This is a genomic window from Sphingomonas sp. Leaf62, from assembly GCF_001421915.1.
Taxonomy (GTDB): Bacteria; Pseudomonadota; Alphaproteobacteria; order Sphingomonadales; family Sphingomonadaceae; genus Sphingomonas.
Genome location: NZ_LMLN01000023.1, coordinates 43,154 through 59,483, shown reverse-complemented (window position 1 = coordinate 59,483; position 16,330 = coordinate 43,154). Strand labels below are relative to the sequence as shown.

The 16,330-nt window shown below is 65.6% G+C and carries 12 protein-coding genes; 9 read left to right on the top strand and 3 right to left on the bottom strand.

Annotated elements, in window-relative coordinates; all coding sequences use genetic code 11:
- Positions 1–120: 120 nt before the first annotated feature.
- On the bottom strand, positions 121–3,135 hold the full coding sequence (locus ASE91_RS09485; protein WP_235530400.1) for a TonB-dependent receptor plug domain-containing protein: 3,015 nt from the start codon (positions 3,133–3,135) through the stop codon (positions 121–123).
- Positions 3,136–3,528: 393 nt separating this feature from the next.
- Positions 3,529–3,798: a hypothetical protein gene (locus ASE91_RS09480; RefSeq protein ID WP_056397543.1), complete on the bottom strand. Its 270-nt coding sequence runs from the start codon at positions 3,796–3,798 to the stop codon at positions 3,529–3,531.
- A gap of 246 nt (positions 3,799–4,044) precedes the next feature.
- Here ASE91_RS09480 and ASE91_RS09475 point away from each other — a divergent pair, with 246 nt between their 5' ends.
- A complete protein-coding gene (locus tag ASE91_RS09475; protein ID WP_156357763.1) occupies positions 4,045–4,608 on the top strand; it encodes a sigma-70 family RNA polymerase sigma factor in 564 nt (187 codons plus the stop codon).
- Complete coding sequence (locus ASE91_RS09470) at positions 4,601–5,269, top strand: anti-sigma factor (protein ID WP_156357762.1); 669 nt, start codon at positions 4,601–4,603, stop codon at positions 5,267–5,269. Before ASE91_RS09475 ends, ASE91_RS09470 begins: the two co-directional genes overlap by 8 nt.
- A 47-nt stretch (positions 5,270–5,316) precedes the next feature.
- Here ASE91_RS09470 and ASE91_RS09465 read toward each other — a convergent pair whose 3' ends face one another.
- Positions 5,317–7,242, bottom strand: coding sequence for a S9 family peptidase (locus ASE91_RS09465; protein ID WP_056625446.1), 1,926 nt, complete (start codon positions 7,240–7,242; stop codon positions 5,317–5,319).
- A gap of 222 nt (positions 7,243–7,464) precedes the next feature.
- Here ASE91_RS09465 and ASE91_RS09460 point away from each other — a divergent pair, with 222 nt between their 5' ends.
- The 7 genes from ASE91_RS09460 to ASE91_RS09430 all read left to right on the top strand — a co-directional run bounded on the left by ASE91_RS09460 (position 7,465) and on the right by ASE91_RS09430 (position 16,307).
- Positions 7,465–8,343: a TorF family putative porin gene (locus tag ASE91_RS09460; RefSeq protein WP_056625443.1), complete on the top strand. Its 879-nt coding sequence runs from the start codon at positions 7,465–7,467 to the stop codon at positions 8,341–8,343.
- Positions 8,344–8,455: 112 nt separating this feature from the next.
- Positions 8,456–8,545: a K(+)-transporting ATPase subunit F gene (gene kdpF / locus ASE91_RS09455; protein WP_056397559.1), complete on the top strand. Its 90-nt coding sequence runs from the start codon at positions 8,456–8,458 to the stop codon at positions 8,543–8,545.
- A gap of 13 nt (positions 8,546–8,558) precedes the next feature.
- Positions 8,559–10,262, top strand: a complete 1,704-nt coding sequence (gene kdpA / locus ASE91_RS09450) for a potassium-transporting ATPase subunit KdpA (RefSeq protein ID WP_056625440.1) — start codon at positions 8,559–8,561, stop codon at positions 10,260–10,262.
- A gap of 13 nt (positions 10,263–10,275) precedes the next feature.
- Entirely contained in the window at positions 10,276–12,324 is a 2,049-nt protein-coding gene (kdpB, locus tag ASE91_RS09445; protein ID WP_056625437.1) for a potassium-transporting ATPase subunit KdpB, read from the top strand.
- Positions 12,325–12,335: 11 nt separating this feature from the next.
- Complete coding sequence (kdpC, locus tag ASE91_RS09440; RefSeq protein ID WP_055997862.1) at positions 12,336–12,932, top strand: potassium-transporting ATPase subunit KdpC; 597 nt, start codon at positions 12,336–12,338, stop codon at positions 12,930–12,932.
- 26 nt (positions 12,933–12,958) lie between these two features.
- Complete coding sequence (locus tag ASE91_RS09435; RefSeq protein ID WP_056625435.1) at positions 12,959–15,631, top strand: sensor histidine kinase; 2,673 nt, start codon at positions 12,959–12,961, stop codon at positions 15,629–15,631.
- Positions 15,621–16,307: a response regulator transcription factor gene (locus ASE91_RS09430; protein WP_055997856.1), complete on the top strand. Its 687-nt coding sequence runs from the start codon at positions 15,621–15,623 to the stop codon at positions 16,305–16,307. The genes ASE91_RS09435 and ASE91_RS09430 overlap by 11 nt, the downstream gene beginning before the upstream one ends.
- Positions 16,308–16,330 lie beyond the last annotated feature (23 nt).

Genomic DNA, 16,330 nt, shown 5'->3' with positions numbered 1-16,330 from the left:
AAAACGCTTTGTCTAAAATCGTCGCCGCTCGTCGCCGCCGCGACATCGTCCCGGATCGCCCTTTGCAAAACGGGCGGGCGGGAATGGAAAGGCCCCGATTGCTCGGGGCCCTCCGGATTGTCAGAACTTGATGTTGGCGTTGGCGAAGAATTGCCGACCGACATAGTCATAGCCCGAATAGAGCGGGGCGTTCGCGACGGTCGTGAACCCGATCGCGCTGATCCGCGGCGGTTTGGCGTCGAGCAGATTGCGAACACCGAACGTGAACTGAAACTGTTTCTGCACATTGAACTGCAGCGATAGTGAATGGAGGAAGTAGTTGCTTGCTTCCAGGTAATAGTTATCGCGATAGTCCTGAACAAGTTCCGGATCGCTCACGCCGGTCAGGTTGTCGAACGCAAAATAGTCATAAGTCCGGTTACGATCACCGTCAGTCCAGTCCAGACCATAGCGGATCGTGACCGAATCGATATTGAACGTCGCGTCGAAGTTACCCACCCAGTCCGGTGCAGTAATGATCCCGTTCGAATCTGTCAGGAATTCTTCCGGGAAGAGGCGGGTCGATTGTTCGGTATATTTGGTAACATTGGCGTTCAGGATGAACTTCCCGCCAAACAGGTCACGGGCATAGCGTCCGTTGAATTCGAAGCCCTTGACGATATTTTCCGACAGGTTGACGAAGCTGCTCGTCACGGTCAGGGCTTGGTTGGTATCGCGCTGGACGAACCGGCAGAAGCCTTCGGTCGGATTGAAGTTCGCATTGCCGTAGCAACGCTGAAGGATCGTCGTGCCGCTCAGGTCCGAAACGCCATTGTCGACCTTCACGTCGAAATAGTCGAGCGACAGCGACAACTGACCGACCGCTTCGGGCAGCCGCGGACTGATGACCGCACCGATCGTCCAGTTGGTCGACGTTTCGGCGCTCAGGCCCGCTTCGGCACCGCCGACACGGAACGACGTGATTCCGCTACGCTGTTCGAAGTCCGCCGGCAGACCAATCGACGCGCAGTTGCGCGCGATGATCTGCTGGTTAGGCGACTGTTCGCCAGCGACGGGCAATGCGCTGCAGGGATCGCTGTTGGCGCCGAGAAAGCCGCTGGTGGCACCCAGAAACTGTTCGGCAAGTGCCGGCGCGCGGTACGATGTACCATAGCTGCCGCGAACACCGAAGCCGCGGAACGGCTCCCATTCGCCCGCGATCTTATACGTCACGTCGGATCCATAGGATGCATAGTCGGTATAGCGCGCCGAGCCGGTGAGGTTCAGGCGGTAAAAGAACGGCTTGTCCTCTAGGAGCGGGACAAAGATCTCGCCGAAGCCTTCCTTGACATTGTCTTTGCCGACCGTCGGCGTCGCTGCGGTCAGGCCATACAGGTTGCCGTTTACCGAATTCAGGTCGGGCTGGTCGTCGAGGCTTTGCCGGCGATGCTCGACACCCAGTGCGACCTGCACGTCGCCGGCAGGCAGGTGGACCAGTGGACCGTCGATGTTAAACGCGTAGGTCGTTTCGCGGAAGCGCGTCTTCCCGATCGTGTTCTGGACGATATAGTTGCGGAAATCGGTCGGCAGGTCGCCGCCGATCACTGCCGCGGTCAGGAACGGTGCGGCGACGCAGCCCGCGTTCGAGGCGATGCTGGCGCAGCTGAAGGTACCGTTACCGTTCGCTGTGACGTTCAGCGAATTGGCCAGCCGATCGATCAGGAACGATTCGGCTTCATAGGTGCCGTCGTTGAACGATTTGCCGATATAGGCATCATAGCGCCAGTTCGGGAAGAAAAAGTCGCCACGGACACCACCAGATGCGCGGACATAGTCCACGGTCTGGGCCGACGAGGTCATGCCATAGCCGATGAAAGCACGTGCCGCGATGTTCCGGCCGCTCGACGTGTTGGTCGGGTTGGCGAACACGCCGTTGCGGATTGACTCGGGGAGCAGCGGGCTGCCCTGGAGATAGTCGAGCGAGAGCTGGCGGTAGAGATCCGTCGACGATTTGCGCCGGGTTGCCAGCAATTCACCATACACTTCGGCATTGCCGAGGAAGTCGAGCTTGTAAGTGGCCGAGAGATAGCCGGTATAGATTTCGGCGTCGTTGAGAAGCGGCTCTTCTTCCTGCCGTGGATCGAAAGTGTCGCGGTCATAGGTGCCGACGCCAAGATAGCCGGGGAAGGGACCGGTGGTCTGGCCCGGCGCGGGCACGAACCGGTTGAACCTGCCGACCGCGCCGCTGGTGCGGCCGATCGCATTGCGCGTTGGAAGACCGAGCGTGTTGATGGTCACGCCGCCATTGTCGAGCGTGAAGCAGGCGCGGGGATCGTCTGGCGAAAAATTGTCGCCCGAACCGAATGCCGAGCCCTCGCCGTTCAGAAAACCGCCGATCGGGCAGCCGAAGAACGGCACGTCGTTGCGCGACAGGAGATCGCGTTTGCGATATTCGGCTGAACCGATAACGCTCAAACGATCGTTGTTGAAGCCGAAGCTGGCGCTGGCGCGGCGATCGATGCCGGCTCCGACTTCGGGCACGTTCATCTGGAAATTCAGCTGGAGGCCGGTTAGCTTCTGGTCGGTGATGATGTTGACCACGCCGGCGACAGCGTCGGAACCATAGACCGACGACGCGCCGGCCTTCAGCACCTCGATCCGCTCGACGATCGCGTTGGGCAGGACGTTCAGGTCGGCGGCGAGCAGCGAGCCGCGCGTGCCGCCCGGCGCCAGGCGCCGGCCGTTGAGCAGGATCAGCGTGCGGTTGGGGCCAAGGCCGCGCAGGCCGAGCGTGTTCGCGCCGCCGCCGCCATCGGTGACGAAGCCGCCATAGGCGCTGTTGATCTGCGACGCGCCCTGCGCCACCGCGTTGCTTTGCAGCGCGTCGCCGATGCTGGCGAAACCGGCCTGCGTGATCTCGGCGCGACCGATGACGGTGATCGGTTCCGCGACCGAAAATTCATCGCGGCGGATGCGCGAACCGGTAACGACGATGTCCGTGCCGGTCGCTGCAGTACCGTCATCGGCGTTTGGCGATTGCGGGTTCTGGGCGTCGCTCGGCACCTGGGTCGGGTCGGGGACCGGACTGGTTTGCGTGTCGGTGGCGATGGTCTGCGCCGACGCAGGCAAAGCAATAGCGATAGCCAGCGGCGTCAATGCCGTGGCCACATAAAGATGTGACAGCTTCACAAAATTTCCCCGTTTAGTCCGCCCTACAGGGCTTATTCATATAAGAGTATTCGGCAGGGAAACCGGCAAGAGCAAAAATGTAGGCGGAACCTACTAACTTCTTTTCTGTCACATAAATGCCACGGTGGCCGGGTGCTGCGTACTGCGGTCGCTCTGTGCGCCGGACCAGGGTGGCAGAGCGCGCTGCGATATCGAAGCGGCCATGCACTGGGCAGGTACCGTGGCAATTGATCGTTGACCTGCCCGGCCCCAGCGGCGGCTGCCAGCGAAGCCACAACGAAAAAAGGCGCCCGCGTTGCCGTGGGCGCCTTTCCGGACCGGTCTTGCCGCGCGTCGGCGCTACCGGCGGGTTCGGTTTCGTTAGATGCCGTTCTTCAGGTTGGTGTCGGCATCATGGGTCCGCATGTCTTCGGCCTGGTTCTCGCCGGTCGCGCGAACTGCTTCGGCGGCGTTTTCCAGATTTGCTTCGACTACGTCGTTCGAGACGGCGTCCGCCGCGTCTTCGAGGTTGTCGGCAACCGCCTCTGCGTTCGCCTCGATATTGTCGGCGGCCTGTTCACGCGGGGTGTTGTTGCATGCGGCCAGCGACAGCAAACCGGCGGCGACGCCAAATGCAAATACCTTCTTCATCGTGTATCACCTTCCCTAAACCAGCGTTCGACATACCCCATGGCGGGAGGTTGGCAAGATATATCCGATTACCGGGGTTACGTGCTTTGCCTTTGGCGCATCGCGTTGGCAGATTGCCCATTCCGGCGGTATGGACGCGGTGCTACGACCCCCCCGTTCGCGCTGTGGCACTTGTTCGCTGGCGGAATGACGCATAACCATCCGTTGTCCGATCGACGACCCGCCGACAAAGGACCAGTGCCGGATATGACGACCGACGCCCTCGAGGAACGCATCCGATTGTGCGACATGCTGGAACGGGTTGCGGCCGAGGATCGGGATGCGCTGGGCGAATTATATCGCATGACCTCCGCCAAGCTCTTCGGCATCTGCCTGCGCATCTGCGGCGACCGCAGTTCGGCGGAAGACGTGTTGCACGATGTGTACGCGATCATCTGGAAACGGGCAGGCGCGTTTCAGGTCGGGTCGATCTATCCGGTCGCGTGGCTGGCGACGATCGCGCGAAACAGATCGATCGATTGGGTCCGCAGCCATGGTCGGCGGCCGATGCGCCCGATCGAGGAGGCGTTCGACATCGCGGACGATACCCAGGATCAGGCGGTGACGGCGGAGCGTGCCGAAACCGTGCAGCGACTCTATGACTGTCTGAACGAACTGACCCACGCGCAGCGCGACGCCATCCGGACCGCGTTCGTGGACGGGATGACCTATGCCGAGATTGCCGACGCCCGCGGGGTGCCACTGGGGACGATGAAGAGTTGGGTTCGACGCGGATTGTTGCAGCTTCGGGGGTGTGTCGGCGATGACTGATCCTGATCCCGAAACGATGGCCGCCGAGTTCGCGCTTGGCTTGCTGGACGGTGCCGATCGATCGGCGGCGTTGCGCCGGTCGCTGTCGGACCCGCATTTCGCGCGCGAGGTCGAATGGTGGCGGCATCGGTTTGCCACGCTGTTCGACGATGTTCGTCCGGTCGAGGCACCGGCATGGCGGACCGACCGGATTTTCCCGGTACCCGCGACGAAACGATCGGGGTTCCGATGGGCGTTCGTTCCGCTTGCCGGCGCGATGGCCGCTGCGGTCGCGTTCCTGCTCGCGCAGCCGAAGGGTACGGTCGAGCCGCCGGCCCCGCGGGTGCAGCAGACGTTGCTGGCGGTACTCGTGCCCGCCGACAAGAACGGCGCGCCCTTCGCAGCGTCGATCGATCTCGACGCCAGCGAGGTTCGCGTCGCGACCAGCGGTCTGGCACCGACGGGGAAGGACGCACAGCTGTGGATCATCCGCGATGGTGTGCCGCATTCGATCGGTCTGCTCGATCGGGCCGGCGCGACACGGCTTACCCTGCCGGCGGCCGAGCGTGGTGCGCTGGGGACGAACGAGCTGCTGGCGATATCGATCGAACCGCTGGGCGGTTCGCCCGAACCGACGCCGACCGGCCCCGTCATCGCCAGCGGCGCGCTTTCCCAGACATAGACCGGCGCGACGCCATGCCCGTGCATGGCGGACGCTTCGATCCTGCTCTATCGCGTGAATAGCCGTCGCAGGAACACCGTTTCCACCTCGCGCCGCAGGTCGTTGTTCGGCTTTTTCAGAAACCCATGGCCTTCGTCGGCGAACAGCACATACCACGTGTCGTTGCCGTTCGCGCGCAGGCGCGCCACAACCTGATCCGATTCCGATTGTGGCACGCGCGGGTCGTTGGCCCCCTGCATCACCAGCATCGGCTTGGTGATCCGCGCGACGTTGGTGATCGGTGACACCCGCGTCAGCACGGCGCGCATCGCCGGATCGCGCTCATCGCCATATTCGGCGCGGCGATTGTCGCGGCGATAGGCTTCGGTGTTCTGGAGGAAGGTGTTCCAGTTGCTGATGCCGTAGCGTTCGACCCCGCCGACCAGCCGGTCGGAATATTTGGTCATGACGGCAAGGCTCATATAGCCGCCATAGGACTGGCCATAGACCGCGACGCGGGCCGCATCGAGGCCGGGCTGCGTGCCGATCCAGTCGAGCAGCGCGCCGATATCCTTCACCGAATCCTCGCGCTTCGCGCCATTGTCGAGGTTCAGGTAGCGCTTGCCATAGCCATCGCTGCCACGGACGTTGGGCAGGATCACCGTCGCCTTCAGCACATTGGCGAAATATTGCGCGCCATAGTTCCAGATCGGACGCGTCTGCGCCTCCGGACCGCCATGGATGTCGATGATGACCGGCGTCCGCGTGCCCGCCGGCACTCCCCGGGGGCGATAGACGAACGCGGGGACGGATAGGCCGTCGAACGATTTGAATCGCACCAGTTCGGGTTCGGCGAGTGTGACAGGATCGAGTTCGCCCAGTTCCGACACCGTCCAGCGCGTCAGGTCGCCGCCGGTCACCGGCCAACTCCATACGTCGCCGGCCGACGTTGCCGAGGTCAGGCCGATCGCCAGATTCCGGCCATCCGGCGAGAATTTCAGCGCGGTCAGCACCCCGCGCGGCAGCACCGGTTGCGGCAGCGCCCGGCGAGTGATGCGATCCTGAACCACGATGCGTGAGAAGCCGTCCTCGTTCACGGCATAGGCCAGCACGCGACCGTCATCGGTCAGGTCGAAGCTTTCCACATCCCATTTCAGGTCCGGGGTCAGGACCGTCTGCGCACCGCTAGCGATATCGATCTCGACCAGCCGGCGGGTGTCGCTGCCGGCATCGGAGATGGCGATCAGCTTGCGGCCGCCCGGCAGATAGCGCGGATCGGCATAGACCGCGGCAGCGGCCTTCGGCGCGATCCGCGTTGCCTTGCCGCTCGCGATATCGAGCTCGAACAGCTGGTCCTCGCGGTTGGACAGGCTGCGCACGAAGATCAGCCGCGCGGCGTCGGGCGCGATATCGGCGGGCGCCACCGCACCATCGGACTGGTAGAGCGTGCGCGGTTTCCCGCCCGCCTTCGGATCGATGCCGAGGATCGCATAGGCGGCGCTGCCCTTGGTCGCGCGCGCCCATGCCATCAGCGCACCGTCCTTGCTGAAGACCGGCGACTGGTTGCGCGTCCCGGCCTCGGTCAGCGGCGTCGCGACACCGGTAAAACCGCGCGTGTAGAGCTGAAACCACTCGTCCCCGCCCCTGTCGCGCGTCATCACGAACCTGTCGCTGCCGGGGATCGTCGTCGCTGCGGCGACCGGTTCGGTGCCGAAGGTGATCTGCGTCCGTGCGCCGCCGGGGGCCGCGACATGATGCAGTTGCTGGGTTGCGCCGAAGCGCGTGGCGATCAGCATCGAACCGTCGGCCAGCCAGTCCTCGAACTGCGCCGCGCGGCTGTTCTGATAGCGTTGCACCGCCTCGCGCACATCGGCGGGAATGTCGGGCACGCCCGACAGGGTGGCGGTGCCGACCTGCCGCGTGGGTACGGTCTGCGCAGCGGTTCCGGTGGCGAGGGCGAACAGCGCGACGGTGGTGACGAAAGGCTTGATCATTCGATGAGTGTCGGATGCCGGGCACCGCGAGGTCAAGGGTGGGGACAATCCCAAGCCGCACGCATGCCGCGTGGCGTCCAAACCGCCCGAAAAAGCGACATCTATATGCGCGCACTATGCGATTACCCGGAATCGCTCTCGAATTGCTACGCGATATGGGCCTAATCGCGCGTCCCTGAAGGCAGCGTCATGCGACGTTTGCTGCGCAAAGGGATGGCAGGAATGAAGTTTTATCAGGCGGCTGCAGTCGTGGCGCTGCTCGCGCTGCCGGCCGCGGCGCAAGCCCAGTCGGCACCCGCCGCCGACGCGGAAGCGGGAGCCGGGACCGCATCGTCCCCGGCGATCACGATCAGCGGGTCGGCGTCGATCGCGTCCGATTACCGGTTCCGCGGCGTATCGCAGTCCGATCAGGAAATGGCGGTGCAGGGCGGCATCACCGTCGCGCACGACAGCGGCCTGTATATCGGAACATGGGGTTCGAACCTTGCCGGCTGGGGCACGTTCGGCGGGGCCAATATGGAGCTCGACCTGATCGGCGGGTACAAGGCGAGGCTGTCCGACACCGCGACGCTGGACGTCGGGCTGACCTGGTACCTCTATCCGGGTGGTGCCGACAAGACCGATTTCGCCGAACCCTATGCCAGACTGACCGGCATTGCCGGGCCGGCGACGCTCACCGCCGGTGCTGCCTATGCGCCGAGGCAGGAGGCCATCGGCAAATGGTACGACACCGGTGCCGCCGCTGCCGCCGGAACCTACACCGATCCCGGTGCCAGGGACGACAACCTGTATCTGTGGGGCGACGGCGCGTTCGCGCTCGCCGGTACGCCGATCACCGCGCGGGCGCATGTCGGCCATAGCTGGGGACAGGACGGGCTCGGTCCGAACGCGACCGCGGTTTCGCCCACCGGCACCTACTGGGATTGGTCGCTGGGTGCCGATGCCACGTACAAGAACCTGACGTTCAACGTCAGCTATGTCGATACCGACATTTCGAACCGCGAGGCGACGTACCTCCGCCCCGGTTTCAGCAAGGGTCAGGACGGCACCGGCAACATCGCCGGCGGCACCGTCGTGGTCGCGCTGACCGCTGCCTTCTGAACTTTGGAGAACACCGATGCAGGACCTGCTCTGGGTCGCGATCATGGTCGGACTGGTGGCGCTGACGCTCGCCTATGTCCGCCTTTCCGACAATGCGTGAGGGAGCGCTGACATGACGCTCGATCTCTGGCTGGCGGCGCTGACCGCGCTCGGCCTTCTCGTCTATCTCGTGGGCGTCCTGATCCGCCCCGAACGCTTCTGAAAGGGGCGGCACCATGACACTTCAGGGCTGGTTCCTGATCATCGCCTTTACCGGCATCCTGCTGGCACTCGCCAAGCCGGTCGGTCTGTGGCTGTTCGCGCTGTACGAAGGGCGACGCACCCCGCTTCACCTCCTGCTCGGCCCGGTCGAGCGGGGCTTCTACAGGTTGTCGGGTATCGATCCCTCGCAGGAGCAGAGCTGGCGCCGCTACGCGGTGCACATGCTCCTGTTCAACGCGGTCCTCATGGCGTTCACCTATGCGGTGCTGCGTCTGCAGGGCATCTTGCCGGGCAACCCGCAGCATCTGGCCGGTGTCGGCGAGCATCTGTCGTTCAACACCGCGATCAGCTTCACCGCCAACACCAACTGGCAAAGCTATGGCGGCGAGAGCACCATGTCGAACCTCAGCCAGATGCTGGGGCTGACGATCCACAACTTCCTGTCGTCGGCGACCGGCATCGCGCTGGCCTTTGCGCTGTTTCGCGGGTTCGCGCGGCGGGAAACGAAGACGGTCGGTAACTTCTGGGCCGATGTGACGCGGATCACGCTCTACCTGCTGCTGCCGCTCTGCGTCGCGCTGACCCTCTTCTACATCGCCAGCGGCGTGCCGCAGACGCTGGGCGGCGTCGTCGACGTGCAGACGCTGGAGGGCGCGCGCCAGTCGATCCTGCTGGGGCCGGTCGCTTCGCAGGAAGCGATCAAGATGCTCGGCACCAATGGCGGCGGCTTCTTCAACGCCAACTCCGCCCATCCGTTCGAGAATCCGACCGCGCTGACCAACTTCGTCCAGATGCTGTCGATCTTCGTCATCGGCGTCGGGCTGACCTGGACCTTCGGCAAGGCGGTCGGCAATCCGCGACAGGGCTGGGCGATCCTCGCGGCGATGATGATCCTGTTCCTCGCCGGCACGACCGTTACCTACTGGGCGGAAGCGGTAGGTAACCCGGTGCTGCACCATATCGGCGTCGCGGGCGGCAATATGGAGGGCAAGGAGGTGCGCTTCGGCATCGCCGCCTCCGCACTGTTCTCGGTCGTCACCACCGCCGCGTCGTGCGGCGCGGTCAACGCGATGCATGACAGCTTCACGGCGCTCGGCGGACTGATCCCGCTGTTCAACATGCAGCTGGGCGAGGTTGTGATCGGCGGCGTCGGTGCCGGCATCTACGGCTTTCTGCTGTTCGCCATCCTCGCGGTGTTCGTCGCCGGGCTGATGGTCGGCCGCACGCCCGAATATGTCGGCAAGAAGATCGAGGCGCGCGAGGTCAAGCTGGCGGTCCTCGCCATCGCGGTGCTGCCGCTGATGATCCTCGGCCTGACCGCCCTGTCGTCGGCGCTGGAACAGGGGCTGGCCGGGCCGCTGAACAAGGGGCCGCACGGCTTTTCGGAGATCCTCTACGCCTTCACCTCCGCCGTCGCGAACAACGGTTCGGCCTTTGCCGGCCTGACCGCCAACACGCCCTGGTACAACGGACTGTTGGGGGTCGCGATGTGGGTCGGCCGCTTCTTCGTCATCGTGCCGATGCTGGCGATCGCCGGCAGCCTCGCGGCGAAGAAATACACGCCGGAAAGCGCGGGATCGTTCCCGACGACGGGCGGCCTGTGGGTCGGCCTGCTGGTCGGCATCATCCTCGTTCTGGGTGGCCTCACTTTCCTGCCGAGCCTCGCGCTCGGTCCGATCGCCGATCATCTCGCGATGATCCGCGGCCAGTTGTTCTGACACGGGGGCCATCATGGCGAAAACCCAATCACAAAAAGATCCGGCCAAGAGCCTGTTTACAGCCGATCTCGTCCTGCCCGCGATCACGGCGTCGTTCCTGAAGCTCAACCCGAGGGAGCTTGTCCGCAACCCGGTCATGTTCGTCACCGCCGTCGTTGCGGCGCTGATGACCGTCCTGCTCGTCGTCGGGCAGGACGGCCTGACGATCGGGTTCAAGCTCCAGCTGGTCGTCTGGCTGTGGCTGACCGTGTTGTTCGGCACTTTTGCCGAGGCGCTGGCCGAGGGGCGCGGCAAGGCGCAGGCGGCGAGCCTGCGCGCCACCAAGGCCGAACTGACGGCCAAGCGGCTGAAGGGCGACGGCCGCGCATATGACGCGGTGCCCGCCAGCCAGCTGAGGGTCGGCGACGTCGTGCTGGTCGAGACGAACGACCTGATCCCGTCGGACGGCGACGTCGTATCGGGCGTCGCGTCGGTCAACGAAGCGGCGATCACCGGGGAGAGTGCACCGGTGATCCGCGAGGCGGGCGGCGATCGCTCGGCCGTGACCGCGGGCACGCGCGTCATTTCCGACGAGATCCGCGTCAAGGTGACGGTCGAGCCGGGCAAGGGCTTTCTCGACCGCATGATCGCGCTGGTCGAGGGGGCCGAACGGCAGAAGACGCCCAACGAGATCGCGCTGACGCTGTTGCTCGTCGGTCTGACCATCATTTTCCTGATCGCGGTCGCCACCATTCCGGGCTTCGCCGCCTATGCGGGCGGCAGCATCCCCATCGCCATCCTCGCCGCATTGCTCATCACGCTGATCCCGACGACGATCGCGGCGCTGCTGTCGGCGATCGGGATCGCGGGCATGGACCGGCTCGTCCGCTTCAACGTGCTCGCGAAATCGGGCCGCGCGGTCGAGGCGGCGGGCGATATCGACGTCCTGCTGCTCGACAAGACCGGCACGATCACGATCGGCGACCGGCAGGCGAGCGAGTTCCGGGCGGTCGGCGGCACCAGCGATGCCGAACTGGCCGAAGCCGCCCTGTTCGCCAGCCTTGCGGACGAAACGCCCGAAGGCCGTTCGATCGTGGTGCTGGCGCGCGAAGCGTTCAATCTGCAACGGCTGATGCCCGCCGGGGCGGAGGTCATCCCGTTCACCGCCCAGACCCGCGTATCGGGCGTCCGCTTCGACGGCACGCTGATCCAGAAGGGGGCCGTCGTCTCGATCCTGAAGGCGAACCCCGGTTCGGGCGAGACGGCGGCGGCAACCGAACTGCGCCGCATCACCGACGAGATCGCACGCGCCGGCGGTACCCCGCTGGCGGTGGCCAAGGACGGTCGCCTGCTCGGCGCGATCTTCCTGAAGGACGTGGTGAAGGCGGGTATCCGCGAACGCTTCGGCGAGCTGCGCACGATGGGCATCCGCACGGTGATGATTACCGGCGACAACCCGCTGACTGCCGCTGCCATCGCGGCGGAGGCGGGGGTGGACGACTTCCTCGCGCAGGCGACGCCCGAGGACAAGCTGGCGTTGATCCGCACGGAACAGCAGGGCGGCAAGCTGGTGGCGATGTGCGGCGACGGCACCAACGACGCGCCCGCCCTTGCGCAGGCCGATGTCGGCGTGGCGATGAACACCGGCACGCAGGCCGCGCGCGAGGCGGGCAACATGGTCGACCTCGACAGTGATCCGACCAAGCTGATCGAGGTCGTCGGCCTCGGCAAGCAGTTGCTGATGACGCGCGGTGCGCTGACGACCTTCTCGGTCGCCAACGACGTGGCGAAATATTTCGCGATCATTCCCGCGATGTTCGTCGCGCTCTATCCGGGCCTCGGCGTGCTGAACGTCATGGGCCTCGGCTCGCCGCAGTCGGCGATCCTGAGCGCGATCATCTTCAATGCGGTCATCATCCCGCTGCTGGTGCCGCTGGCGCTGAAGGGCGTGGCATACAAGCCGATGGCGGCGGGACCATTATTGGCACGCAACCTCGCCATCTACGGTTTGGGGGGGCTTCTCGCCCCGTTCGTCGGCATCAAGATCATCGACCTTGTGGTCGGTGGCCTCGGCCTCGCGTAAGGATCGATATCATGGGCAAAGATTTTTCTACCGCGCTGCGTCCGGCGATCGTCATGACGATCCTGTTCGCGCTGCTGCTTGGGCTGGCATACCCTCTCGCGATGACCGGTATCGGCCAGGCGATCTTCCCGAGCCAGGCCAATGGCAGTCTCGTTCGCGACACGACCGGCCGGGTCATCGGATCGACCGTCGTCGGACAGGCCTTCACCGCCGACCGCTATTTCCAGACGCGGCCGTCGGCGGCCGGCAAGGGCTATGACGGGCTCGCCTCGTCCGGTTCGAACCTCGGCCCGACGAGCCGGGCGCTGGTCGACCGGGTAACGCCGGATGTCGCGAAACGCCGGGGTGAGGGGCTGACCGGCGCGGTGCCCGCCGATCTGGTCACCGCCAGCGGATCGGGGCTGGACCCCGATCTGTCGCCGGCGGCGGCGATGGTACAGGTGCCGCGCATCGCGCGCGTGCGCGGCATCTCGCCCGATCGCGTTCGGAATATCGTGACCGGAAACACCGAAACCGCGCTGCTGGGGGATCCCCGTGTCAACGTCCTCGCGCTCAATCAGGCGCTCGATGCGGCCCCCGGCGCGCCGGTCCGGTCGCCCGCGCGCTGATGCCGGTGGTGGGATCAGGACCGGACATGGCGCGTCCCGATCCCGACGCCCTTCTGCGCGCGGCCGAGCAGGAGGGCAGGGGGCGGCTGAAGATCTTTCTCGGCGCGGCCCCCGGCGTCGGCAAGACCTATGAAATGCTGTCCGAAGGGGCAGCGCGGCAGCGCGACGGGGTCGATGTCGTCATCGGCGTCGTCGAAACCCATGGCCGCGCCGAAACCGGGGCGCTGCTGCGGGGCCATGAGATCGTCGCCCGGCGCGACGTGGCCTATGAAGGGCGTACGCTGCGCGAGATGGATATCGACGCCGTCCTGCACCGTGCGCCGCGTTTGGCGCTGGTCGATGAACTGGCGCACACCAATGCGCCGGGCAGCCGTCATCCCAAACGCTATCAGGATGTCGAGGAGCTGCTGGCGGCGGGCATCGACGTCTATTCGACCGTCAACATCCAGCACGTCGAAAGCCTGAACGATATCGTCGCCAGCTTCACCCGGGTGCGGGTGCGCGAGACGGTGCCCGACCGCATCCTCGAAATCGCCGAGATCGAGGTCGTCGACATTCCGCCCGACGAGCTGATCGAGCGGTTGAAAGCGGGGAAAGTCTATCTTCCCGCCGAAGCGAGCCGCGCCCTCGGTCACTTCTTTTCGAAATCGAACCTGTCCGCGTTGCGCGAACTGGCACTCCGCCGGGCGGCGCAGGCCGTCGATGCCCGGATGCTGGACGATGTTCGGTCGCTGGGGCTCGGCGGTACATGGGCCGGGGGCGACCGCATCGTCGTCGCGATCAGCGAGCTGCCGGGCTGCGACGCGCTGGTGCGTGCCGCAAAGCGGGTCGCCGATGGTCTGCGCGGCCCATGGACGGCGGTATTCATCGAAACGCCGCGTGCCGCACACTTTACCGACGAACAGCACGCCCGGATCGCGGCGACGATGACGCTGGCGACGCAGCTGGGCGGTGCGGTCGCGACCGTGCCCGCCGAGAATGTCGTGGCCGGCATCCAGTCCGTACTGGTCGACCTGCGCGCCACCCAGCTGGTGCTGGGCAAGGCGGACCGCTCGCGCTGGTTCGAGCTTCGCCATGGGTCGGTCGTCGACCGTCTGGTCCGCGATACCCCCGGCGTCACCGTTCACGTGCTGCCGATGCCGACCGCGACGTCGGGCCGGCAGCGCATCCGGCGACGTCCGGGACAATGGGGTACGCCCGCCGGCTATGCGATCACCAGCGCGATGGTCGCGGCGATCACCGCCCTTGCCAGCGCGCTGTTTCAGATCCTCGACCTCGGCAACGTGGCGCTGCTGTATTTGCTGCCGGTAATGGCGGCGGCGAGCCTCTATGGCCTGCGGACCGGGCTGTACGCGGGCATCGCCTCCAGCCTCGCCTATAACTTCTTTTTCCTGCCGCCGACCGGGACGCTGACGGTCAGCAATCCCGAAAACCTGATTTCGATAATCGTGCTGCTCGGCATCGCCATCGCGACCAGCCAGCTGACCGCGCGGGTGCGCGCGCAGGCCGATCTGGCCACCGCCAGCGCGCGGACCAACGCGACGCTGGCCGGCTTCCTGCGCCAGATCGCCGGGGTCAACGATCTCGATATCGCCGCGCAGATGATCTGTGACGATGTCCGCCGCCTGCTCGACGTACAGGTGGTGCTGCTCGGCCGTGGGCATGGCGCGGCGCTCGACATCATCGCGGCCAGCGACCCGACCTATCGCCTCGACACGATGGACAATGCCGCGGCCAGCTGGGCCTTCGACACCGGCAGCCCGGCGGGCAAGGGATCGGGTACGCTCGCCGCCTCGGAATGGCTGTTCCAGCCGATGAAGGCGGGCGACCGCGTGCTCGGCGTGCTGGGCGTCGCCAGCGACAAGGCCGGCAGCCCGGTGCGCGCCGATCAGTTGCCGCTGCTCGGCAGCCTGATCGACCAGTCCGCGCTGGTGCTCGAAAGGTTGCGGCTTCAGGCCGAGATGCGCGACGTCGATGTGGTCCGCACCCGTGACCGGCTTCGCGCCGCGCTGCTATCCTCGGTCAGCCACGATCTGCGCACGCCGTTGACCGCCGTGATCGCCGCCGCGGCGGAACTGCATCACGGGGTTACGCCCGAACTGATCGGTACGATCGAGAGCGAGGCGCAGCGGCTCAACCGCTTCGTCGCCAATCTGCTCGACATGGCACGGGTCGAGGCGGGGGCGCTGAAACTCAATATCGAGGCGACCGACCTGAGCGATGCGGTCACCGGGGCGGCGCACGATGCCCGACGGGCGCTGGAGGGACATGCGGTGCGTCTGGACGTTCCGCCCGACCTGCCGCTGGTGCGTGCCGATCCACAGCTGCTCCATCACTGCCTGCTGAACCTGCTCGACAATGCCGGCCGATATGGCGAACCGGGGACGGACATCGTGATCGAGGGTCGAAACCGGTATGGTGAGCTGCGGCTCGCGGTCCTCGATCACGGGCCGGGATTGCCGCCGGGTCGCGAGCGCGAGGTGTTCGAAATGTTCAAACGTCTGGAGGGGTCCGATCGCGCGATCGGCGGGACCGGCCTCGGGCTCGCCATCGTCAAGGCGTTCGCGGAGGCGATGGGCATGACCGTCGAAGCCTCCAACCGCCCCGACGGCACCGGTGCCGCCTTCGCGCTGGTGTTCCCGCCCGCCCTGATCGTCCAACCGCACGCGACCGAAAGCGCCCCTCGCCATGCCGGCTAAGATTCTCGTCGTGGACGACGACGCGGCGATCCGCCGGTTGCTCCGCAACACGCTGTTGCGGGCCGAATATGCGGTCGTCGAGGCGGAAGATGCCAGGGGTGCGCTGCGGCAGGCGGCGGTCGAGCATCCCAGCGCCGTCCTGCTCGACCTCGGCCTTCCCGATCGCGACGGGCTGAGCATCATCCCGCAGTTGCGCGCGCAGGGCGACATCGTGATCCTCGTCGTATCGGCGCGCGACGCGACCGACGAAAAGGTGACCGCGCTCGATCTCGGCGCGGACGATTTCGTGACGAAGCCGTTCGATACCGACGAACTGCTCGCCCGGTTGCGGGTCGCGCTGCGTCATCAGGGGGTGTCACCCGCCACGCAGAAGATCGTCCGCCGCGGCGACCTCAGCATCGATCTCGATCGGCGGATCGTGCGTCGGGGCGAGGAGGAGCTGCACCTCACCCGGAAGGAGCATGACGTGCTCGGCATGCTGGCGCGGCATATCGGCCGCGTCGTGACGCATGAGCGGGTGCTGGCGGCATGCTGGGGCGCGGAGGAGGAACCGCGCGTCGAATATTTGCGTATCGTCATCCGCAACCTGCGCCAAAAACTCGAAGCCCCGGGACCGGTGGGCAGTGTCATCGCCAACGAGCTCGGCGTCGGATATCGGCTACGCGCCGACCATTGACGCCGGCCTGTCGGTGAATCTTC